This window comes from Sorangium sp. So ce836 (assembly GCF_028553905.1).
GTDB classification, from domain to species: domain Bacteria; phylum Myxococcota_A; class Polyangia; order Polyangiales; family Polyangiaceae; genus Sorangium; species Sorangium cellulosum_D.
This window is the reverse complement of sequence record NZ_CP102233.1, coordinates 1,493,611-1,515,298: the sequence shown is the minus strand read 5'-3', so window position 1 is coordinate 1,515,298 and position 21,688 is coordinate 1,493,611. Positions and strand designations below refer to the sequence as shown.

The following is a 21,688-nucleotide window of genomic DNA, read 5'->3' as shown; positions in this document are numbered from 1 at the left end:
AGCCCCGGCGCTCTACCAAATGCCGGCCACGCGCGCGCGGGAAATCGCGGCCCGGTTCGGGGGCGCGGTGGTATTCGTCGGGCCCCATGGCGGCTCCCCAAGCGCCCTCCCCGCTGCGCGCCCTCTCCGCGCGCGCCCTCCCCTACGCGCCCGCGCTCGCCGCGAGCGGCGCGCTCGGGGCGCTGTGCATCCGGGCGGTCCTCGATCAGGCGGGGCGCCCGGCGCTGCCGCTCGACGACGCGTTCATCCACATGCAGTACGCCCGGCGGCTCGCGGAGGGCGGCTTCTTCAGCTTCGTCGCCGGCGAGGGGTACTCGACCGGCGCCACGAGCCTGCTCTGGCCCGTGCTGCTCGCCCCCTTCTACGCGCTCGGCCTGCGCGATCTCTCGCTCGTGTACGCGATCTGGGCGCTCGGGCTCGTGTTCCACGCCGCCCTCGCCGTCGAGACCGCGCGCCTCGCGCGCCCCCTCGCCGGCCCCGCCGCGGCCGCCGGCGCGGGCGCGATGTGCGCCGGGTTCGCGGCGTTCGCGTGGTTCGCGTGGAGCGGGATGGAGACGGTCGCGTTCGCGTGGATCCTCACCCGGACCGCCCGGCTGGCCGCCGGGCTCCTCGAGCCGGCGAAGGGGGAGGCGGAGGCGGCCGAGGACATCGGGCAGCCAGCGATGCCGGCCGGCTCCGCTGCGATGCCGGCCGGCTCCGCTGCGCCGCTGGCCGGCTCCGATGCGCCGCTGGCCGGCTCCGATGCGCCGCTGGCCGGCTCCGCTGCGACGCCGACCGGCTCCGCTGCGACGCCGACCGCCTCTGCCCAGCTGCCCTCCGCCTCCGCCGAGCGGCCCCCCGCCGCCGTCGCCCGCGCCCTCGCGCTCGCCGGCTTCGCGGCGCCCCTGCTCCGCCCCGAAGGCGCGCTCGCCTCCCTCATCGCCGCGCTCGCGCTCGCCGTCTGGGCGGCCCGCCCGGCGCCGCCATCCCTCCTCCCGGCGTCGCCGCCCCCGACGCCCTCCGCGCCGCCTCGCCGCGGCAGCGCCATCGCCCGCCTCCTCGACCGGCGCCTCCTCGTCCTCGCGCCGCTCTTCGGCCCGCTCGTCGTCCCGGCCTTGAACCAGCTGTTCGCGGGCCACCCGACCTCGTCGACGACCACGGTCAAGTGGCTGCTCGGCAACCCCAACTACGACGGACCGACGCTCCGGGACGCCCTCCTCCAGAACATCCGGCTGCTCGTGACCGACGTCCTCGACGGCGGCCAGTGGACCGCCGTCTTCCTCCCCGAGGGCTCCGCCGCCGTCATCGCCCTCGGCGCCGTCGCGCTCGCCGTGGCGGCGCACCGGCGCGGCCGGCCCGCGCACGCCGCGATCGTGGCCGCGCTCGCGCTCGGCGCGCTGCTGCCGTGCACGTACCTGAGCTTCCTCTGGAACCGCGTGCGCTACGTCTGGCCGTTCGCCCCGGCGTGGCTCGTCATGGCCGCGTGCCTCGCGCGCGAGCTCGGCGACGCCGCCCAGCGGGTCCGGCGCTCGCTCCACTACGTGACGCCCCTCGTCGCCGGCGCGTTCGCCGGCGCCCTGGCCGCGCGGCTCCCGTGGGCCATCCACGACCTCGCCAACTCCGCGCGCGCCATCGATCGGCAGCAGGTCTGGCTCGGCCGCTGGGCCGCGCAGCACCTGCCCGAGGGCGCCCGGATCGGCGTCAACGACACCGGCGCGCTCGCCTACTTCAGCGGCCGCAGGACGTTCGACGTCGTCGGCCTGACGACCGAGGGCGAGGCGCGCTACTGGGTGGCCGGCGCGGGCTCCAGGTTCGAGCACTACGAGAAGCTGCCCCCGGAGCGCCGGCCGACGCACTTCATCGTCTACCCGCACTGGATGGCCTGCGCGCCGGTGCTCGGCCGCGAACTCGTCGACGCCACGGTCGAGGATCAGGCGATCCTCGGCGGCACCACGATGATCGTCTACGAGGCGCGCTGGGACCTGCTCGGCTCCGGGGCGCTGCCGGTGCGGTCGGCGCCTGGCGAGCGGATCCTCGATGAGGTCGACGTGTCGGATCTCGAGTCGGAGGCGGCGCACGGATATGCGCTGGAGCCGCTCGCCGACCAGCGCAACGTGGCGGTCGCGCTCGCTGCGCCGGAGAGCGATGCGCCCGGAGAGGTCGACCGGGCCCGGGCGGAGATCGCCGACGGGGGCCGGTACTACAGGGCGGCCGACCGGTTCGTCGTTCACGTCGATGCGCCACCGGCCGAGGCGCGCCTCGTGATGCGGGTGGCCTCGGACGATGGCGCCGAGCTCGCGATCTCCGTGGCAGGCGAGGAGGCGGGGACCGTCGAGGTGCCGGCCGGGACGTGGGTGGAGCGCGCAGTGGCCCTCCCCGCCGCGCGCCTCGCCGGGGCGACGCCGATCGCGATCACCCTGCGGCGCGGGGCTGGATTTCACGCCTTTCATTACTGGATCGTGGGGCGCTGAGATGCTGTTGCGTCACCACCGGGCCTGAGCCGGTGGTTACGCCTGCATCCGGATGCGCGGCATTCGATGCTGCCGATAAGTCAGGGCACACGCAGGCCACACGGCGTGACGAATCCGGGGAGTCTGACCCCGCTGGTGCTCGGCCCCGAGGGCGTCCCGGTCGTCACGGACGCCGAGCAGGCGAAGGCGGCGCCCGAGGTGGTCGTGCTCTCGGCGATGGCGCACGGGCAGGAGGAGGCCGGTGAGGCGATCGGCGTGGCGTTCCTGGCGGCGGCAACCGGGCTCGATCAGGAGCGGCGCGGCCTGTACGCGGACGTGGTGCTATCCTCGCTGAACGCAGCGGCGAGGCGGACGTTGGAGGCGATGATGAAGAGCGGATACGAGTATCAGAGTGAATTCGCGCGCAGCTACGTGGCGAAGGGTCGGCAGGAAGGCCGGCTGGAGGGGCTCCTCGAAGCCAAGGCGCAGGGCGTGCTCGCCGTGTTCGAAGCCCGCGGGCTGGAGGTCCCCGCCGACATACGGGAGCGCGTCCTCGCGAGCAAGGACGTCGCCGAGCTGGACCGGTGGATCCGCCGCGCCGCGGTCGTCACCGATGCCAGGGAGCTCCTCGACACGAACGGCTCCTGAGTGCGCCGGGGCTCCGGAGGCCGCCGCGCGGCGGTCTCGTTCCTCCGGAACCCGATCGTAGAGCTGCTCGTGAGCAGGGAAGCGAGGTCGAGCAATCCGCGCGATACGCATTGCTCCGACCGGCCGCTCACGACGCGCCGAGGCCGCCCCTCAGCGTCCGCTCCGTGGTGGCCCGCGACTCGCTCAGGTAGCGAGCCGCCGGCTCGGGGCCTGCTCTGGGCCCCCGCGGAGCCCCGTACCCTCGCGTCACCCGCTACGCTGGTTTCCGGCGATCTCGCTCACACCGGGTCGCCTCTCCCGCTGGATTGTTTGGTTTGCCATCTCTTCGCAGCGATCAACAAAGCGGTGACGGCGTGACCTTTGCGTTCCGAGTACGTCAGGAGGGTGCTCGCCCCACTTTGCCATGCTTCCTCTTTCGAGCGCGCATACTCGGCAGCCGCGTCCTCATGCGCCCGGAGGAAGTCCCGAAGGAGAAGGTTGTCGTGCCAGAGGCTGGTACCCCACTCGACGACCGCAAGGTTGGTGTCGTGCGCGCCTCTTCGCCTGAAATACTCGCGTCCGACTACGCCAGCTTCGCCGAGGTACTGGTACCCGAGCGCCTCGAGTGCTCTCCTATCATGCGCGGCCAGCGGCCACTCTAGCGGCGAAACAAGAATGTCGATGATCGGCTTGGCCGCCATTCCGGGCACCGAGGTGCTGCCAAAGTGCTGCACCTCTCGGATCCGGGCGCCGAGGGCGTTCGACAATTCACCCGCATCTGCAGTGTACCAGATCGGCCAGCGGGGGTCGTATTCGACCACCCTGATCGGCTCATCGATGTCAGCGCTAGTTCTGCTCAGACGGCTCATGGTTGTCTCTATCCCCGGATCTTCGGATCCGGCCGCTGCTGCGGCACCGTTTATCAGAGGCGCGACGGCTACGGGCGGCGAGACTCCGGCAGAGGGAGCCGGCTCTCATCGGACTTGGAAGGCGAGGCTGGGCGTCGCTGCGTACGGTGTCCGGACCATCGCGCCGGTTCTCGCTGCAGCTCCAGCCATCCCCGTGGTTGTGCCCATCGCCGAGATCATCCGAGATACCGTCGCGCGTCAAGAGCAGGTGCCGCCGGCAGCGATCCCTATGGCCCAGGCCAGGGGAGGTGCCCCCTGCGTGCCGTGATCGCCCACCCATCGCCATGGATGCACTTCTTGTCCGCTTGTCCGCGCCGCACTGCGGCCACCTACGCTCGGCCTCAGGAACGGCGCGTCTCGCACGGCAGACGGGGGGAAGCGGCGCGCGCCCACGGTGCCCCCGCAGCGGCTTCGGCGGCTCAGGAGGTCGCGGCGCAAGCCCCTGTTCCGGCTGCCGAGGCGCTTCGGCGCCGGCTCCGGCGAGAGCGCCGAGCCAGCTCGATGAGCTCGGGGATCTGCCCGGCGGCCGTGAGTTGCTCGCGCTTCCGTCGCACATCCGCCAGATCGGCGGGGAGCGCTGCGTGGGACTGCGGGGGAAGGATCCCCCTGCTGGGGCTCCTCCCTGCGTCGCCCGAGTCCGGCGATCTCGCTCACGTCGCGCCGTTCCCCCGATTCACCATTGCTGAAATTCATCAGGTCACACGCAGGTCACAGAGAGAAGAGACGGCTCTCCGTAGTCGAGGCGCCGGCAAACCGACCCCGGAGACGAATCTGCGGGGCGCATGCGCGAGAGATACGGCGGACGCCGCGTCGGACGCGTCGGAGCGGTGTCAGAGGCCATCTGGGGCTCGATTCCTCTCGTATACTCGAGTGCCCTCTCGTGGAGCCCTGTACCCTGGCGTCGTCGGGGCACACGGAGGTCACACGGCGCCGCCTGGCCTCCTCGAAGCGCGCGGGCGTAGCCGAACGACGTCAGCGCGGGAGCCGCGCGGGCATCGTGAACGAGAAGCGGGTGCGCACGATGCCGTCGGCGCCGCGCTCTTCGCGCTCGTCGACGGAGATGCTCTCGAACTCGGCCGTCGTGCGTCGCCAGAGCGCGAGGCCCTCCGGGTTCTCGGGGCGCACCGTGAGCGTCCAGGGGCCCGGGTGCGCGGCGATCATGTCAGTTAGACGCAGTTGAGAACACAGTCCCAAACTGGATCCATACCCGCCATCCGATACGGGGCCCGGATGTGCCGGAATAGACCATCACAGATGGGTAAAATAGGCGGTGGTTGACCAAGGCCCACATCCGCTCTCATTGCACGCCCGCACCCGCCAGGAGTATCCAGTTCCCGATGGAAGGTTGGTCCCGATACCTGGCATGGAGTTGGCGTTTTCGGCCGTATTAAGGAATCCACCATACAGCTGGACCCATCCGGAACCGGACGAGTATTTTAGATCGATCTGATAGTACGTCGTCCCTGGGTATACCGCGCCCCATTGCAACGTAACCGGGAAGCTCACAGAGACGCTACCAGACGGATACATACTGGACGGCGCCGCAGACGGAAACCCTGTGTGTATAGACACTCCACTACTGATCGTAGAGTTAACTGGGGCCCCTAGAGCATTCATTACGCCGTGATTCAATTCCCACTTCGCTGCATCTGACAGGTCGCGAACAGTCGCCTTGCTGCAACGATTGTTCCAACAGACGGTCACAATTTGTCCACATGAGACACCCGCGCTCGTGCTTGGCATCGCGACAAAGCGGTCTGCGTCTGAGTAGCTTGCCGATGTCGCATTGGAGCAGGTATTATCGCAGTAGAATAATGGTTCCCAGTATCCGCTGGAAGAGACCTGGTCTGGATCGTGACAGGTTGCTTTCGACTTTCCAGAGCAAAAAATGGCACCAGGATTGCTGGAACTAGATGCGCATGACCAGCAGGAGTTACAGGTTACATAACTAACCGACCCCCAGGCCAAGGCGCTGACGTTGGTAGCAATCGCTGTGAGCGGCTCCTCGTAACTCGCTATATCTTCGGATAGGTCCGTCTCAACGGTGCAACCAACGGAGAGAGCAAGGAAGCAGCCGATACCCACCTGGATCGGGACTAATGTGAGCCTGTTGATCATAGGCACCTTCTGCGTAGGATAGATTACGCATTATATCTTACTTTAATCCATGAGTTTCAAGAGCATCGGCGTCCGCAGGCTTCAGAATGGTCGCATAATGTGGTACCATGTAGGCACCCATGTTGCTGTCGTCGTCAGCGGCTTCTGCGTAAGCTGCCCAGGTGTCGCCATCGGCGTGGCCGATTGCCGCTCACGTCGGGGCCGACGGGGCTCGGCGCGTTGCTGCTCGGCCTATGGCCCGGGAGAGGCACGGCGGCCACGGCAGGGCCCTCTCCATCCGCGTCGGAGACCGAGGCCCGCTTTGTTCACGTCGCGCCGGCGTCGCCGGCGAAACTGCGCGCAGCATAATTAAGGGACAACTACGAGGTCCAAGTGGGAATTTCTTGACCGCTCCAGTCGTGATCCGTTCTGCATACGGGCTTGTGGTCCGTGAGGATCGCCGCCGCCACGCCTCATGCCTCTACCCCTCTCTGGCATCTCCGGCCTCGACCGTCTTCTTCCTGAGCGCCCGGATGAGCTTCCGCAGTGTCGGCGGCGCTCGCGACCCTCAGCGCGCCGCCAGCGCGAGGAGGCAGGCGCGCAGCTCCTCGGCGCACTCGGGGCATTGCTCGAGGTGCCGCGCGGCCTCTCGCAGCGCCTCCGGCACCGGGGCGCCCTCCGCGACGAGCTCGGCGTACTGCGCCGCGTACTCCAGCCATTCATCGCACGTCAGCTCGTCGGGCTTCGTCGCGAGGACGGCCTCGGCCAGATCGCGGATCTCTTCCTGGGACAGGCGCTTCATGGCGCTCCTCTCGAGGGCATCCCTCCCTGGGACGGGATGTCGAACGCTTCTCTTACGTCGTCCTCGCCGAAGCCGGCCGCGGCGAGGCCTTGTCGCAGCTTGCGGCGAGCGTCGTGGGTCAGCTTGTACAGGGCATTCCGGGTCGTCCCGAGCTGCTCGGCGATCTCGACCTGGGGCATGCCCCTGAGCTCGGCGATGAGCGCCCGGCGCTGCCGATCGGTCAGCTCGGTGTCGAGCACCTGGTACAGGGCGGCGATCATTCGCTCCCTGGCCACGTGGGCGCTCGAGTCAGGGGCCGCGATCGGGATCGGCCCGCCCGCGCCCTCGGTGAGCTGCTCCAGCGACACGTCCTTCCAGCGGGCCCTCCGCAGCTCGGTGAGCGCCACGCGGATGGCGACGGTGATCGCCCAGGTGGTGAAGCGGCTGGCGCCCCGGAAGGAATCGAGCGCGCCGAGCACCTTCAGCGTGGCGTCCTGGGTCAGGTCGTCGATCACGGCGTCCCCTACGCCGGCACGGCCGGCGAGCGCCCGCTGCAGGCCTCCCCGCACGACGTGCCGCAGCTCGGCGACAGCGGTGCTCGCCTGCGCCTCGGGCTCGCGGAGGAGCCGCAGCCACTCCTCGTTCGTCCGCTCGCTCATCCGGCCGCCTCGAAAAGAGTCCCCCTGCGGAAGTAAGAACCGGAGCCCCCACGGCGTCCCATGGACCGAGAGCGGGCCGCCGACGAGGCAGGCCCGAGAGACCGAATCCACGAGGGAGAGCCCACCATGTCGACCACCGACCGTACCGCCCAGCTCGCCGACATCCAGGTTACGAAGCGCACGGAGCCCAGCCTAACCGAGTGGGGCGTCCGGATCGAGGCCCTCGGCGGCCGCCTGCTCCGCGCCGGTCTGGCGCTCACGCTGCTGTGGATCGGCGGCATGAAGTTCACCGTGCTCGAGGCGCAGGCGATCCGACCGTTCATCGAGAACAGCCCGATGTTCTCATGGACATATCCCGTGCTGGGGTTCCAGGGGATGTCCAACCTGCTCGGATTTACGGAGATCGCGATCGGGCTCGCGGTCCTGTCCCGGCCGTGGTCCGCTCGGATCGCGGCCGTCGGCAGCCTGCTCGGGGTGCTGACGTTCCTGAGCACGCTGAGCTTCCTGATCACGACACCCGGAGCGTGGGCGGATGACATCGGCGGGTTCCCAGCGATCGGCGCGCTCGGTCAGTTCCTGATCAAGGACGTGGCCCTGCTGGCGATCTCCGTCTGGTCCCTCGGGGAGGCGCTCCGCGCTGCAAGTCGCGAGGCGTAGGGCCGAGGGAGCGACCAGGGCGACGAGCGTCCGTCGATCGGATCGAGACCGATCATCAGTGCCGCCCGACGAAGAAGCCATGACGGGCCACGGTGCCCGGAGATCAGTGAGCCGACGGCGACCATTGCGAGAGAGATGATCCGCTACAACTCCAAGCTTCCACTCGTGATCTACGTTCCGGATGGCCTCGATGCGGCATTCCGGACGTTCACCACGCCTGGCGGGTTCCAGACGAGAAGCTGAAGCCATTTCCATGACGTGATCCGGTCGTAGGGCATCGAGCGCGCCGAGCTGAGCCGCCTGGACAACCATGTCGGCGCCTCAGCCGAAACCGCTCACGGACGCCGACGGGCGTCCAGCTGCACTGTGGTCAGGGTTGCGCGCGCGTCACTGCGCGCGCGCTCAGCCAGCGCGCCGCCCGGGAGAGCGGCGCAGCGCGACCGCGAGCTCCGCATGGGCGCGAGAGGGCGCCGCAGGACAGCGCGGCTGGCCTGGTGAGTCACAGCGCGGCTGGCCTGGTGAGTCACAGCGCGGCTGGCCTGGTGAGTCACAGCGCGGCTGGCCTGGTGAGTCACAGCGCGGCTGGCCTGGTGAGTCAGAAGACGCCCGATACCGCATGAATCGAACGAGAACGAGCGCGAAACCGGCTCCCCGGCCTCAGCCGTTGTGATACATCGAGGACACCTTGTCCGACGCGCCCACTCAGGTTCACGCGCCGCTCGACCTGCACGACGACGCCCCGGACGAGGGGCCGCGCGAGAGGGCCGCTGTCGACCTCCTGCTCTTCGAGCTCGGCGCGGCCACCTTCGCCCTGAGGGCGCAGCAGGTCGAAGAGGTGATCGCATGGCGCACGCCCCTGCCGCTGCCGCGCGCCGATCCGCGGGTGATGGGCATCCTCCAGGACCGCGGCAGGATCATCGTGATCGTGTCGGCCCCGCTCGCCGAGCCGGCGGCCGCGCCGCTCCGCATCGTCGTCTGCCGCACGCAGCGGGGTTACCTGGGTTTGCCCGCCGGCAAGACGCGGTGTGTTGGCGCGGTACAAGTGTTCGGAGAGCTCGCGCCGAAAGCGGTGGTCGACACCAGAGAGGGAGTAGTAACCTTCCTCGACGTGATCCACCTGCTCGACGCCTCCGAGGGCGCGCCGCAGCCGTCCGTCGCGCCGCGCGGCGATCCGGCCGCCTGGTTGGGTCGATGAGCGATCCGAGCTCCCGATCTCCCACGGCGCGGGCCAGGCCGCCGGCCGATCCGACCGATGAAGCGGGGACGCCCGCGAGCGCGTCTCCGCCGCCGAAATCGCCGTCGAGCGCGCCGCCGAGCCCGCCGGTGCTCGTCATCGACGACAGCGAGATCGCCCGGGACGAGGTCTCTCGCTTGCTGCGCTCGGCCGGCTTCCAGGTGGTCGCGCTCCCCTCCCCCATCGGGGCGACCCAGGCCATCGTGCGACATCAGGCGCGGATCGTCGTCGTCGACGTCTTCATGCCCACCATCCGGGGGGACCGGCTGCTCACCCTGTTCCGGAAGAACCAGCGGCTCGGGCACCTCAGCGTCATCTTGATGTCCGGGCACTCCGAGCGCGAGCTCGAGCAGCTGCAGATGGAGGTCCAGGCGGACGCGGTCCTCTCGAAGCGCAACCTCGATCGCCTGCCGGCCCTCGTCCGGCGGCTCGCCGGCAAGGAGCGGTGACGTGGGGGTGGTCGACGCCCGCCGCCTCCCCGACATCGGTGTCTGATGCGGCGCTGGGCAAAGATCCGTTCGAGGTCGTTCAAGGCTGACCAGAGACCCATGGCGTTTCCGAGCTCCTCGATTCGAATGCTGATGGCCCTCCTGCTCGTCACCACCGCGAGCGCCGAGGGCCGCTCGGCCGCTTCCGTCCCTTACGAGCTGAGGGGCGCCATCCTCCTGCGCTCCATCGGCTACGAGAGCGGGTTCGCGAGCCGGAAGGGCGCGGCCGTGCTCGCCGTCGTCGGCGGGGAGTCGGGCGAGAGCGCGGAGGACGCGAACGCGATGGCCACCGTGCTCTCGAAGCTGGCCGCGAAGACGACCGTGGCCAGCCGGCAGGCGACCGTCCTGCGCGTGACGTACACCGGAAAGGCCCAGCTGCAGGAGGCGCTGCGCGCCGGCGGCGCCGAGGTGGTCTACGTGGCGCGCGGGCTCGCCGCGGCCATCCCGGACATCCCGTCTCGCGAGGGCGCCGTGGTCCGCATCGTCGTGTGCGGCGACGGCGACGACACGAAGCGCGGCTGCGCCGTGGCCGTGGGGCTCGCCGGCACCAAGCCCGAGCTCCTCCTGAACGTGAAGCTCGCCAACGCCATCGGCCTCCGCTTCGATCCGCAGTTCCTCCGGCTCGCCCGCATCGTCGACTAGGGCCCTCGCGGCGCCGGCCGCAGGCCCGCCGGCCCGGCGCGCCGCCCCTCTCGGGATTCACGGTTCACGATTCGCGACTCACGATCCCTCCCCCAGCGTCCGCCATCGATCAGCGACCCTCATCGATCCTCCTCCGCCGCCGCCATGCTCAACTTTCGCTCCATCCGCTGGAAGATCGCCGCCCTCGTGGCGGCGGTCGCCATCGTGCTGTCGGCGCTCGATCTGTGGCTGATCCCCGACCGCACGGCGCGGGCCAGCGAGGCCGAGCTGCGCGAGCGCGCCGGGATCCTCGCCACGATGCTGAAGGAGCCCATCGGCGTGGCCATGGACCTCGAGCAGCCGCCAGACACTTTCCCGGACACCCTGCGGACCGCCATGACCGATCCCCTGGTGAGCTGGGTGTCCGTCTACGACGCAAAGGGCGCGCGCATCGCCGCGATCGGCGCGGTGCAGGCGCCCGGGAGCCCGGCGGGCGCGCAGGGCGGGGACGACGGGAGCGTCGTCGTCAGCGAGGCCCCGATCCGCTCGCGGAGCGGCGACCGCCAGCTCGGGACGCTCGCCGTGGGGCTGCGCAGCGACCGGATCGCCCAGCGCCGCGCCGACGCGCGCAGGACCATCGCCCTCCAGTCGGCGGGGATCATGCTGCTCGGCCTCGGCCTCGCGTGGGTCATCTCGGCGCGCATGACCCGCTCGATGGCCCACATCAAGGAGGCGGCCGACCGCATCGCCCGCGGCGACGTGTCGGCGCGGCTGTCGCTCCGGATCTCGGGCGACGAGCTCGGGGACATGGCCAGCGCCTTCGAGCGGATGAACACCCAGCTGCGCGAGCTCCAGGAGACGGCGTCGCGGGTCGCGGGCGGCGATTTCACCTGCAAGATCACCGGCGACGGGGAGCTCTTCGCCGCCTTCCGGGCCATGGTCGCGAGCCTCCAGGAGCTCGCCACGCGCATCGGCAACACCTCGTCGGAGGTCGCGTCGGCCGCGGCCGGGATGTTCTCGTCGGTCCGCGAGCAGGAGACCACCGCCAACCAGCAGAACGCGGCGCTCGAGGAGATCCGCCGGACCGTCGAGGCCCTGACCGCCAGCGCCGATCACATCGCCAAGGACGCGGCCACCGTGCACGAGATGGCCCAGCGGAGCCTCGTCAGCGTCCAGCGCACCGCGAAGCAGACGCGCTTCGTCAGCACCCACTCGGACCGCATCGGCGAGATCCTGTCGCTGATCCAGAGCATCGCCGACAAGTCGGATCTGCTCGCCCTGAACGCCGCGCTCGAGGGCACGAAGGCCGGCGAGGTGGGGCGCGGGTTCTCGCTCGTGGCCGCCGAGATGCGCCGGCTGTCCGAGCACGTCATGGACTCGGTGCGCGACATCCGCAAGCTCGTGGCGGACATGCACGCCGCCTCCCACGCGTCCGTGCTCGCGACCGAGGACGGCATCAAGCTGGCCCGCGACACGGCCGCCGCCGCCGCGAAGATCTCGGACGCCGTGGACCACCAGCGCGAGGGGACGGCCCGGGTGAAGACCGCGATCGTCGACATCGTCGGCGCGGTGAACGACACGCTGACGAGCAGCGCGGACGCGACGCGCTCGGCCGAGTCGCTGCTCCAGCTGTCGCACGCGCTCAAGGCGACGGCGAAGACCTTCCGGGTGAAGCCGGCCGGGGCGAAGCGCGAGGGGCCGGCGCCGGCCATCGACGAGGCGGACGCGGATGAGGAGCCGGGCTGACCTCGTCGCCGCGTTCCACCGGGCCATGCCGGACCGCGTGGCCCAGGCGACCGACCTCTGGCTCGGCTTCGAGCAGGGCCAGGCCGGCAACCTCCCGGTCCTGCGCCGGCTCCTGCACACGCTGAAGGGCGAGGCGCACATGCTGGAGCTCGCCGCGTGCGGCGACCTCGCCGAGCTGGCCGAGACCGTCATCGACGCGGTGCGGGGCGGCGCGCGCCCCACGCAGCTCACCGGCGACAGCCTCCTCGGCGCGCTGGAGGCGCTCGGGCTCCTGTCGGCGAGCGCCGGCGAGGCGGCCGCGCTCGACCTCGGCCCCGTGCAGGAGACCCTCCGCGCGGCGCACGCGGAGCTCACGGGCCCGAGCGCCCCCGCCGGCGAGCCCGCGCCGCCGCCCGCCCCCGCGGCCGAGAGCGCCCTGCCGCCGCGGCTCGACCCGGCGGCCGCGCCGGACCAGGCCGCCCCGCCCGCCGCCCTCGACGCCGCCGCGGTCGGGGCGCTCCTGCACGAGATGCAGCGGCTCCACGGCGAGCGGGAGGTGCTCCAGCGGCGGCTCCGCGAGGCCCAGCGCATGCTCCGCGCGCTGCTCGTCGAGATCGACCCCCGGGGGGCCGCCGCGGACCGGGTCGCGGAGCGCATCACGAAGACGCTCGGCTACGGCGCGGAGATCGAGCGCCTCCTCGGCGCCGTGCGGGCCGACTGGTCGAGCAACGAGTTCGCGGCCGGGCGCGCGCTCGGCGAGCTCGACGAGGTGGTCCGCAGGGCGTCGGTGGTGCGCACCGAGCGCCTCCTGAACCAGGTGTCGCTCGCCGCGAGGAGCGCGGCGCGCATGCTGGGCAAGGACGTCGAGGTGCGGGTCGAGGGGACGGGGCTCCTCGACGCGGCGGTGGAGCGCCGCCTCGAGCCGGCGCTGCTGCACCTCGTGCGCAACGCCGTCGACCACGGCATCGAGCCCGCGGACGTCCGCGCCCGCCGCGGCAAGCCCGGCCGCGGGGCGGTGGCGGTGACCGTGGTCCAGACCGACGCGGCCGTGCGGGTCGAGGTGAAGGACGACGGCGGCGGGGTCGATTTCGCGCGCCTGCGCGAGGTGCTCGCCGAGGTGGTCCCGGACGTCGCGTCCCTCGACGACGCCGAGCTCATCCCGTACCTGTTCGCGCACGGGCTCACCACGACCCGCAGCGTCGGCGCGATCTCGGGCCGGGGTGTCGGGCTCGACGTCGTGGCGCGGGAGATCGGCGCGCTGGGCGGGCAGGTCCGGGTCGACTCCAGGCCCGGCCTCGGGACGACGATCCTGCTCGTCGTGCCGAAGAGCCCCCACGGCGAGGAGGTGGTCCCCGTCACCTGCGGCCGGTTCCGGTGCGCGGTGCCGACGCACGCCGTGCACTCGGTGATGCTGCTGGAGGAGGTGCTGCGCACCTCGGACGGGCCGCGCGTGCGCCTGGCCGGCGGCTCCGGCGTGGAGCTCGTGCCGGTCTACGCGCTCGGGGCGGTGCTCGGCGACGGGGGCCAGCCCGCGCCGGGGGACGCGGCGCTCGTGCTGCACCACGCCGCGGGCCTGTTCGCGGTGAGCGTGGACGGCTACGAGAACCCGCGGCTCGTCGCCCTCGTCCGGTCGGAGGAGCTGCCGTGGAGCTCGCCGCTCGTGCGCGGCGTGGCGCCGACGGCGGACGGCGGGGCGATGCTGCTCCTCGACGTCGAGCGGGTGTTCGCGTGGGCGCGGCAGGCGCCCCGGGAGGCGCCGGCGCGCGCCGCGGCCGCCGCGCCGAAGCGCGAGCCGCTCGCGCTTGTCGTGCCCAAGCGCGAGCCGCTCGCGCTGGTCGTCGAAGACGCCCCGGTCGCGCGGGAGCTGCTCTCCGGGATCTTGCGGGCGATCGGCCTGCGCGTGGAGGAGGCGAGCGACGGCCGGGAGGGGCTCGCGCGGGCGCGGGCGGCGCCGCCGGACGTGGTGCTGACCGACATCGAGATGCCGTACATGAACGGCCTCGAGATGGTGGCGGAGCTCCGGCGCACGCCCGCGCTCGCCCGGGTGCCGGTCGTGGTGCTGACGACGCAGACCGCCGCGACCCACGCGCAGAACGTCGCCGCGCTGCGCGAGCTCGGCGTGCGGGCGGTGCTGTCGAAGCAGCGGTTCGTCGAGGAGGAGCTGCGCCGGATCGTCGCGGAGAGCCTCGGTGGCGCGTGACGACGCGGGTCGTGATCCGCGTCGCGGAGCTCGTCGAGCTCGCGCGGAGGCGGGTGCTCGATGAAAGGATCAATTTCGAGCGCGACCCGCGCTGAGCCGCGGGCGCCCCCCCGGCGCCGGTCACCTCGCGTCGCCCGGCTCGCCCGGCAGCGCGATGGAGATCTCGACCCGCCCCGCGGGCGGCTTGCTCTCTCCGAGCGCCGCGCCGGCGGGGTCGTGCTCGGCGTGCCCGACCGCGGACAGCCGGGCTCCTGGCAACGAGCACGCGTCCTGGAGGGCCTGCGCGACGCTCGCCGCCCGGGCCGCGGAGAGCGCCCACGGCGTCGGATACCCGCTCTGCAGCGCGGGCGACACGAGCTCCGGAGGGCCGCTGACCGCGCCCACGCGGATCGGCGCCTGGCCGATGGCCGCGACGGCGCCCGCGACATGGCACAGGAGGGCTCGGCCCTGCGGGCTCACGTCGAGCTTGTGAGGAACGAACACCGCCGTCTCCGGGAGCGCGACGAGCGCCTGACCGTCCGCGACGGCGACGGCCGCGGTCCCCTTCTTGATCTGCTTGTCGAGCTTCCCTGCGAGCTCGGTCTTGAGCTGCTCGATCCGCGCGAGGCCCGACTTCTTGGCGTCCTCGGTCTGCCGTCGGTCCGCTTCGAGCTTCTCGACCTGCGCCGCCTTTTGCTGGAGCTCTCCGCGCACCTGGCTCAGCGTCTGTTCGAGGTCTTGGCCCCGCTGGTTCGACTTTCGCTGCTCCTCGATCAGGAGCAGGTGAGCGCGGCGGAGCGGAACGTAGTAGGCCGCCACGAACGTCGCGCTCGCGACGAGGAGGAGCGCCGGCACCAGCCGGACCCAGCGCCGGAAGCCGGACGATCCAGCGCTGTTGCTGGCCGCGACCTCATCCGCTGTGCTCATGAATGCCTCCATGCTCCGCCCCCATCGGCCGCGAGAATACCTACGTGGCGAGGATCCCGCCAGCGCCACGGGTCGCGCCTCAAGTCGCTGAAAAAATCCGTACCATCTCGAAAGCGCGCCGCGCCTCATGTCGGTGTGTACAGGTGCGCTCGGGCCGTGGCATCCTCGCGCGCGCAAGGGAGGACTTTGTATGAAACCGCCGCCCCTTCCGGCCCGGCGCCCTGCGCCGCCCGTTCCAGCCAGGCGCCCCGCGCCGCCCGTTCCGGCGACCGATGATCGCGAGAGCCTCTGGCACGTCGCGATCGCGCCTGACGACATTAAGGTGCTCACGTTGGACAAGCTCGACGATCTGTTCCGGCTCGACCTCATCGACGAGTCCACGAAGATATGGAAGCCCGGGATGGCCACGTGGCAGCCGCTCGGCGTGGTGGCGGGGCTCGATTCGGACCCCCCGGTCGAGTCGGCGCGGGTCCCGGCTCCGCAGAGCACGGCGCGGCGGGGTCCGCCGCCCCCGCCCAGTCCTCCGTCGCGGAACATGGATTCCGATCATCCGACGCCGGTGGTGTCGAGCCTGTCGTCGATGTTTCCGGTCTCACCCACGATGCCGATCGGGGAGCTGGACAGCTCGCCGCACCTGGTGACGCGGACCGAGGTGCAGGCGCCCCCGGCGGCGATCCTCGCGGCGTCCCGGCCGACGCCCCCGCCCGGGATGCCGGATCTGCGCGCCCCGCTGCTGATGATCCAGCCGGCCGAGGCGGTCGAGGCGCCGCCCCGCGCTCGCGCGCGCGACACGGGCCGGGCGCAGCGCCTGATGCTCGCGCTGTCGGTCGTGACGGGGCTGATGTTGACGCTCTACCGCAATGACGTCCTCCTCGATGCGGCGCGCTCCGCGGGGCGGGAGGGCGTGTATCAGAAGATCGAGACCGCGCTCGGCGGCCCCGGGTTCGGGACCCCGCGCTCGATCGACCCGCTCCGCGCGCCCGCGGAGCCGGCGCCCACCAAGTAAGCGCCCCGCGCTCCAGCCTCCCTGCGCGGCGCGCGACGTTCAGCCCTCCTGACACGGCCCCCCGAGAAGAACACCGCCGAGGCGCGAAGGACGCCGGGAGAATCGAGCGATTCCCCCCTTGGCGTCGTTGGCGCCTTTGGCGTCCTTGGCGGTTCATCTCCCTCTCACCAGAACGACCCAGAGAAGGAGTCGCCAAGGCGCCAAGGACGCCAAGAGGATGAAGAGAGGCTCTCTCGGCGTCTCGTCCTCTCGGCGTCTCGTCAATTCACCTCTTCACGTGCGAGCGCCGCAATCGTGCGCTCGCTGCCAGTGATGGCTCACTCCGAGGCTCGCATCCGCGCCGCCCGTCGCGTGACGCGCTGACCAGAGCAGCAACGTCCGTGCCACTGGACTCGTCGCCTCGGCCACGTGTTGGTCATGTGCCGGCGTCATAAATCAACCTTGACAGTGCGGACGAGCTCTGCGCTTGCTATAGTAAAGACCTTACCCTAATCGGGGGCGCACCTTACCGGAAGCCATGCGGTCCCCGGTAGATGCCGAAGCTTTGTCCAGCGCGTCCACCGCCCCCTGGAGCGGTGGGATTTGGTCGGCAACGTCACTTGAAACGAAACAGTGAGGTAGTTCTATGTCGCTTGTTATCTCACGCGGCCCAGCTGTTTTCCTGACTCAAGTTGGTTTGCTCACCACGGCTTCGTTGGCCGTCCTCGGGTGCGTCCAGGCGGATCCCCTGGACGAGCCGGTCGAAGCTCACGCCGACGCCATCTTCGCCCATGATTTCGGCCATGACGAGGCCGGCGCCGCCGCCGACGACGCGTCCTTCACGTCGCGCGAGATCACTCGAGGATTCGAGTATCCTATGCGGATCGTCTGGGGGCCGGACAACACCCTGTGGTTGACCGAGCGCACCGGAAAGCGCGTCGTGCGCGTGAGGCCGGAGGACGGCGTGCGGACGACGGCGATCACCATCTCGGAGGTGTACCAGGCGGGGGGGCAGGACGGGCTCCTGGCCCTGGTCCTGCACCCGGATTTGCTGAAGGGCAAGGGGAGAGACTACGTGTACGTCTCGTACACCTATGACGCCGATCCCGGCACGGCGGTGGACCGCAGGACGAAGATCCGCCGCTACACGTACAACCCGGCGACCAAGACGCTGGGGAGCCCCTTCGACCTCATCACGGGCCTGCCGGGGAGCGACGATCACAACTCCGCGCGGCTCCTGTTCGGCCCTGATCAGAAGCTCTATTACACGATCGGAGATCAGGGGAACAACCAGTTCGGCAGGAAGTGCATCCCGATCCGCGCGCAGGCTCTGCCCACGAAGGCCCAGGTCGCGGCGCAGGACTGGTCGACGTACGTCGGCAAGGTCCTGCGCTTGAACCTCGACGGCTCGATCCCGCACGACAACCCGCGGATCGACGGTGTCCGGAGCCATGTCTACTCGTACGGCCACCGCAACCCGCAGGGCCTCACGTTCGGTCGCGACGGCAAGCTGTACGCGAACGAGCACGGGCCGAAGACCGACGACGAGCTGAACCTCATCAAGCCCGGCAAGAACTACGGCTGGCCCCACGTCGCGGGGTATCGGGACAACCAGGCCTACACGTACGACAACTGGTCGGCCTCGAGCCCGACGCCGTGCGAGGAGCTCGCGTGGAACGACTACCAGGCCCCGCCCTCCGTCCCGCAGCAAGAGGAGAGCACCTTCAACCATCCGGACTTCACGGAGCCGCTCCACACCTTCTTCACCGTCGACGACGATTACCAGTTCTTCGATCCGGCGTGCGGGTTCCTCCAGTACATCTGCTGGCCGACGATCGCGCCCTCCTCGCTCCACTATTACCCCACCGAGGGGCACGGGGGGCACGGGGGGCACGGGGGGCACGGGGGGCACGGGGGGCACGGGGGGCACGGCATCCGCGGGTGGGGGAACTCGCTCCTGATGACCACCCTCAAGGCGGGCGCGCTCTACCGGGTGAAGCTGAGCCCGAACGGGAAATCCGTGGTCGGCGAGCCGGCCGTCCTCTTCAAGACCGTGAACCGCTACCGCGATCTCGCGTGGAGCCCGGACCGCCGGACGCTCTACATCATCACCGACACCGCCGGAAATTCGAGCGATCAGAACGGCGGCGCCACGACGGCCCTGGAGAACCCGGGAGCGCTCCTCGAGTTCAAGTACACCGGCGCGCACTGAGCCAGCGCCGGGGTCGCGGGGCCAGCGCCGGCGCGGCGCGGGCCCGCGATCGCGCGCAGGCTCGGCGCCGCGCGGGCGCGGCCCTCACCGCGCGGGTACGCCGGCCGGCGGTCCCTGGGGCGGCTGCATCCCGCCGGCCGTGATGGACACGGTCGCCCCGCGCGAGAGCCCGAGCGTCACCCGCGTCCCCGCGGGGACGGTGGAGAGCGGCCGGTAGAGATACGCCATCTTCCCCCGGACGTCGTGGCCGTCGACGGACACGATCACGTCGCCCACCTGGAGGCCCGCGTGCGCGGCGGGCCCTCCGGGGCGCACCTCGATCACCTCGAGGGTCTGCGCGGACAGATCCATGGCGAATGCGTCCTTGATCGAGAACCCGAGATCGCCAGGCGGATTTTCCGGCCCGACGCGGCGCTTCGCCAGGACGACGCGCCCCACGTCGGTCACCGCGCCCGGCTGCGCGTCCACCGGGAGCACCGCGACGTCGTAGGGCGAGCCCACCGGATCGGACGGCGCACACACGAGCATGAGGGGCCCGGAGGGGGCTTGATTCACCTCGAAGCGCCCCGCCTCGTCCGAGCGGCTCTCCTGCTGGCTGCCCGGGCCCACGGACGGCGCGCCCTTGCGAGGATAGGCGCTGATCCGCACCCCGGCGATCGGCGCGCCGCCGTCGAGCGACGTCACCTGCCCTTTCAACGAGGCGCGCGGCGCGAGCGCGAGCACCACGCCGCTCCGCTGCTCGCCTGGCGCGAGCGCGACCTCCACGGACGCCGTCCCTTCCTGCGTTTCGGTGGAGATCTCGTATTGCCCCTCCGGGAGGTCGCTGATCGTGAATGCGCCTCCCGTGAAGGCGAAGGTCTCGGCGCGGAGGAGCGCCGCTCCGCGGTCGAGCGCGCGGACGGTGAACTGCTCGGGGACCTTCCCGGACGGCACGGAGAGGGTGCCCGAGATCGCGCCGGCCGGCTTCAGGGTGAGCGTCACGCTGTCGCCGGTGTGGACGTGCTCGGCGAAGGCCTCGCCCCCTCCCTTGCGGTACGCGTGGACCGTGTACGTGCCCTGGGGCAGGCTCCCGACGACGAACTTGCCCTCGGAATCGGCGAGCACCGGCGATTGCGCGAAGGCGCCCCACCGCGCCCTGCCCTGGTTGCTCGCCCCCGGCGGGATCGCGCCCTCGAGCTCGCGCTCGGCGTGGACGAAGGCGTCCGTCACCGGCTCGCCGATGTCGTCCACGACGCGCCCGTGAATCTCGCCGTTCCGGCGCTCCACGACCAGCGTGACGCGCGCGCTCGCCCCCGCCTCCACGCGCGCGGAGACCGCCCGTGGCGCCCCGCCGCGCGCGCCCGGGCCTTGCGGCGGCAGCGCCGGCGGCGCGTCGCCGGCCACGACCTGGTAATCGCCCGGCGGGAGCCCCCGCATGACGAAGCTCCCGTCGTCGAGCGACTTCACCATCCCGCCCGCGGGCGGCCGCATGAGCCCCATCGCCGCGCCCGGCGTCCCCATGTCCGGCGGTGTCCCCAGGATCGAGACGTTCACGCTCGCGACGGGCTTCCGGTCCTCGTCGGTGACGATCCCCTCGATCGCGCCCCCGCGGTCGACCACGATCGTCACCTCGGGGGCGTGCCCGTCGCGGAGCTCGACCTCGACGGGCGCGGGCTCGGCATGGCTGACCGGACGCGCCATGATCATGTACTTCGCGGGCGCGAGCCCCTTCAGCACGAAGGTCCCGTCGGCCTCGCTCCGGGCGGCCGCTCCGGTGGCTCCTCTGGCTCCCATCATCGCGGGCGCGTACGCGTGGACGGCGGCGAGGACCGGGTTCTGGTCGCGGTCCACGACCCGGCCGCGGATCGCCAGGCCGGCGCGCACGGTCCACACGAGGCCTTCCACGTCGGCGTCCCCCACCTCCACGGCCGGGTAGGTCGGCTCTGCGATGTGATGGGCGCAGGCCACGAGCACCTCGTAGGAGCCGCGGAGCACGGCGTCGAAGAGCACCGAGCCGTCGGCCTCGACGGCGGCGCTCTGGATCCCGGCCTGCCCCGGGCTCAGCAGGCCGACGACGCCGCGCTCGCAGGGCGCGCCGTCCGGCGCGACAGCCACGCGGCCCGCGACGACGCGCGCGCGGTGGACCTCGATCACCACCTCGCGCGAGGTCTGCCCAAGGCCGAGGAGCACGCTCTCGCGCGCCTGGCCGAGCTTGCCGAGCGCGCGGGCGACCAGCCGGTAACGCCCCGGCGCGAGCCGATCGACGCGGAAGCGGCCCTCCGCGTCGCTGCGCGCTGCGGGCATGCCGTGCATCATTCCCCACGCGCCTTCGCTGTCGAGGGAGATCGTCGCCCCCTCGACCGGCGCCCCGGAGCCTGCCTCGACGACCCGCCCGACGAGCGCGGACGCCGGCGTCAGCAGGAGCTTGAGCGAAGGCCCCGGCGCCACGCCGTCCCTGGCCGCCGCGGCGTAGCCGTCGGCCTGAGCGCGCGCCACGTAGGGCCCCTCGTCGATCCACGCGGCGTAGAGGCCCTGGGCGTCGGACCTCGCCACCACCGAGCCCATCCCTGGCTCGAGCCAGTCGAGCGTGACCAGCGCGCCGGAGATGGCGCCGCCGCCGATATCCTCGACCTGCCCCCTGACCTCGACCCCGCCGGCCAGAAGGACCAGATCGACGCCGGCGCGCGCCTCGCCGGCGCCGAGCTCGACGAACGGCGTGCGGGCGGCGTCGGGCGAGGCGTAGCGCGCTGGGCGGTGATGCGGCGCCGAGGCGGTGATCGTCCAGCGCGCGGGCGGCAGGCCGGAGAGCGCGTAGCGGCCGTCCGCCGCGGAGGGCGCGCACACCGGCTCGCGCGCCTCCGCGGACGGCGGCGCGCCCGGCGCGGCCGGCTCGACGACGGCGCAGACCAGGGCGCCGGCGACCGGCGCGCCCGCGGGCTCGGCGACGCGGCCGGCGATGCTCCCGGGCTCGCGGGGCTTCGGCTCGGTCGCGCGCCGGCGCGCCTTTCCCGCGGCCGGCCCCGCGCTCGCCGGCGGAGGCGCGGCGCTGCTCGGCGGCGCCGGGGTGGAGCGGGAGCAGGAGGGGCGGACGAGGAGAACCAGGCAGGCGAGGCAGAGCACGCCGAGCACGCCCATCGTCTTGGTCCAAGGTCGCTTCATCGGGCTTTCTCCGGGGCGTTC

At 71.6% G+C, this 21,688-nt stretch carries 17 protein-coding genes; 11 read left to right on the top strand and 6 right to left on the bottom strand.

Annotated elements, in window-relative coordinates; genetic code table 11:
* Window positions 1–86 precede the first annotated feature (86 nt).
* Both NQZ70_RS05695 and NQZ70_RS05690 read left to right on the top strand, forming a co-directional pair.
* Window positions 87–2,450 carry a hypothetical protein gene (locus tag NQZ70_RS05695; protein ID WP_272827890.1) on the top strand — a complete coding sequence of 788 codons (2,364 nt, stop codon included), beginning with the start codon at window positions 87–89 and terminating at the stop codon, window positions 2,448–2,450.
* A 105-nt stretch (window positions 2,451–2,555) separates the two neighbouring features.
* Window positions 2,556–3,077 carry a hypothetical protein gene (locus tag NQZ70_RS05690; protein WP_237245069.1) on the top strand — a complete coding sequence of 174 codons (522 nt, stop codon included), beginning with the start codon at window positions 2,556–2,558 and terminating at the stop codon, window positions 3,075–3,077.
* A gap of 278 nt (window positions 3,078–3,355) precedes the next feature.
* On the opposite strand, the gene NQZ70_RS05685 is transcribed toward NQZ70_RS05690, so the two are convergent.
* The 4 genes from NQZ70_RS05685 to NQZ70_RS05670 form a co-directional block, all read right to left on the bottom strand.
* A complete protein-coding gene (locus tag NQZ70_RS05685; protein ID WP_207217756.1) occupies window positions 3,356–3,877 on the bottom strand; it encodes a GrpB family protein in 522 nt (173 codons plus the stop codon).
* A 1,059-nt stretch (window positions 3,878–4,936) separates the two neighbouring features.
* A complete protein-coding gene (locus NQZ70_RS05680) occupies window positions 4,937–5,125 on the bottom strand; it encodes a hypothetical protein (RefSeq protein WP_129573306.1) in 189 nt (62 codons plus the stop codon).
* Between the two features lie 1,504 nt (window positions 5,126–6,629).
* A complete protein-coding gene (locus tag NQZ70_RS05675) occupies window positions 6,630–6,863 on the bottom strand; it encodes a hypothetical protein (protein ID WP_129573305.1) in 234 nt (77 codons plus the stop codon).
* On the bottom strand, window positions 6,860–7,501 hold the full coding sequence (locus NQZ70_RS05670) for a sigma-70 family RNA polymerase sigma factor (RefSeq protein WP_129573304.1): 642 nt from the start codon (window positions 7,499–7,501) through the stop codon (window positions 6,860–6,862). The genes NQZ70_RS05675 and NQZ70_RS05670 overlap by 4 nt, the downstream gene beginning before the upstream one ends.
* A 126-nt stretch (window positions 7,502–7,627) precedes the next feature.
* On the opposite strand from NQZ70_RS05670, the gene NQZ70_RS05665 reads away from it, so the two are divergent.
* From NQZ70_RS05665 to NQZ70_RS05640, 7 genes are all read left to right on the top strand, one after another.
* Window positions 7,628–8,158, top strand: a complete 531-nt coding sequence (locus NQZ70_RS05665) for a YkgB family protein (RefSeq protein ID WP_129573303.1) — start codon at window positions 7,628–7,630, stop codon at window positions 8,156–8,158.
* 135 nt (window positions 8,159–8,293) lie between these two features.
* Window positions 8,294–8,401 (top strand): ecotin family protein, encoded by a 108-nt coding sequence (locus NQZ70_RS53255; RefSeq protein ID WP_020733093.1) that lies wholly within the window; start codon window positions 8,294–8,296, stop codon window positions 8,399–8,401.
* A 442-nt stretch (window positions 8,402–8,843) separates the two neighbouring features.
* Window positions 8,844–9,353: a chemotaxis protein CheW gene (locus NQZ70_RS05660; protein ID WP_129573302.1), complete on the top strand. Its 510-nt coding sequence runs from the start codon at window positions 8,844–8,846 to the stop codon at window positions 9,351–9,353.
* Entirely contained in the window at window positions 9,350–9,841 is a 492-nt protein-coding gene (locus NQZ70_RS05655) for a PleD family two-component system response regulator (protein ID WP_237245068.1), read from the top strand. Before NQZ70_RS05660 ends, NQZ70_RS05655 begins: the two co-directional genes overlap by 4 nt.
* Before the next feature lie 99 nt (window positions 9,842–9,940).
* Window positions 9,941–10,522 (top strand): YfiR family protein, encoded by a 582-nt coding sequence (locus NQZ70_RS05650; RefSeq protein ID WP_237245067.1) that lies wholly within the window; start codon window positions 9,941–9,943, stop codon window positions 10,520–10,522.
* Window positions 10,523–10,666: 144 nt separating this feature from the next.
* Entirely contained in the window at window positions 10,667–12,247 is a 1,581-nt protein-coding gene (locus tag NQZ70_RS05645; protein WP_129573300.1) for a methyl-accepting chemotaxis protein, read from the top strand.
* Entirely contained in the window at window positions 12,231–14,426 is a 2,196-nt protein-coding gene (locus NQZ70_RS05640; protein WP_129573299.1) for a response regulator, read from the top strand. The genes NQZ70_RS05645 and NQZ70_RS05640 overlap by 17 nt, the downstream gene beginning before the upstream one ends.
* Before the next feature lie 120 nt (window positions 14,427–14,546).
* Here the strand turns inward: NQZ70_RS05640 and NQZ70_RS05635 are convergent, their stop codons facing one another.
* Entirely contained in the window at window positions 14,547–15,332 is a 786-nt protein-coding gene (locus tag NQZ70_RS05635; RefSeq protein WP_129573298.1) for an OmpA family protein, read from the bottom strand.
* A 331-nt stretch (window positions 15,333–15,663) separates the two neighbouring features.
* Between NQZ70_RS05635 and NQZ70_RS05630 the strand changes: the two genes are divergently transcribed.
* The gene (locus tag NQZ70_RS05630) at window positions 15,664–16,338 is read left to right on the top strand and encodes a DUF4339 domain-containing protein (RefSeq protein ID WP_129573297.1); all 675 of its coding nucleotides are present in this window, start codon (window positions 15,664–15,666) and stop codon (window positions 16,336–16,338) included.
* A 676-nt stretch (window positions 16,339–17,014) separates the two neighbouring features.
* The gene (locus tag NQZ70_RS05625) at window positions 17,015–18,529 is read left to right on the top strand and encodes a glucose/sorbosone family PQQ-dependent dehydrogenase (protein ID WP_237245066.1); all 1,515 of its coding nucleotides are present in this window, start codon (window positions 17,015–17,017) and stop codon (window positions 18,527–18,529) included.
* A gap of 84 nt (window positions 18,530–18,613) precedes the next feature.
* Here NQZ70_RS05625 and NQZ70_RS05620 read toward each other — a convergent pair whose 3' ends face one another.
* On the bottom strand, window positions 18,614–21,667 hold the full coding sequence (locus NQZ70_RS05620; RefSeq protein ID WP_129573296.1) for a carboxypeptidase regulatory-like domain-containing protein: 3,054 nt from the start codon (window positions 21,665–21,667) through the stop codon (window positions 18,614–18,616).
* Window positions 21,668–21,688 lie beyond the last annotated feature (21 nt).

Excerpts from the sequence above, each read along its gene's own strand:
- NQZ70_RS05620 (WP_129573296.1), bottom strand. The coding sequence starts at position 21,667 with ATGAAGCGACCTTGGACCAAGACGATGGGCGTGCTCGGCGTGCTCTGC.
- NQZ70_RS05640 (WP_129573299.1), top strand. The coding sequence starts at position 12,231 with ATGAGGAGCCGGGCTGACCTCGTCGCCGCGTTCCACCGGGCCATGCCG.
- NQZ70_RS05650 (WP_237245067.1), top strand. The coding sequence starts at position 9,941 with ATGGCGTTTCCGAGCTCCTCGATTCGAATGCTGATGGCCCTCCTGCTC.
- NQZ70_RS05655 (WP_237245068.1), top strand. The coding sequence starts at position 9,350 with ATGAGCGATCCGAGCTCCCGATCTCCCACGGCGCGGGCCAGGCCGCCG.
- NQZ70_RS05680 (WP_129573306.1), bottom strand. The coding sequence starts at position 5,125 with ATGATCGCCGCGCACCCGGGCCCCTGGACGCTCACGGTGCGCCCCGAG.
- NQZ70_RS05645 (WP_129573300.1), top strand. The coding sequence starts at position 10,667 with ATGCTCAACTTTCGCTCCATCCGCTGGAAGATCGCCGCCCTCGTGGCG.
- NQZ70_RS05695 (WP_272827890.1), top strand. The coding sequence starts at position 87 with ATGGCGGCTCCCCAAGCGCCCTCCCCGCTGCGCGCCCTCTCCGCGCGC.
- NQZ70_RS05635 (WP_129573298.1), bottom strand. The coding sequence starts at position 15,332 with ATGAGCACAGCGGATGAGGTCGCGGCCAGCAACAGCGCTGGATCGTCC.
- NQZ70_RS05670 (WP_129573304.1), bottom strand. The coding sequence starts at position 7,501 with ATGAGCGAGCGGACGAACGAGGAGTGGCTGCGGCTCCTCCGCGAGCCC.
- NQZ70_RS05675 (WP_129573305.1), bottom strand. The coding sequence starts at position 6,863 with ATGAAGCGCCTGTCCCAGGAAGAGATCCGCGATCTGGCCGAGGCCGTC.
- NQZ70_RS05665 (WP_129573303.1), top strand. The coding sequence starts at position 7,628 with ATGTCGACCACCGACCGTACCGCCCAGCTCGCCGACATCCAGGTTACG.
- NQZ70_RS53255 (WP_020733093.1), top strand. The coding sequence starts at position 8,294 with ATGATCCGCTACAACTCCAAGCTTCCACTCGTGATCTACGTTCCGGAT.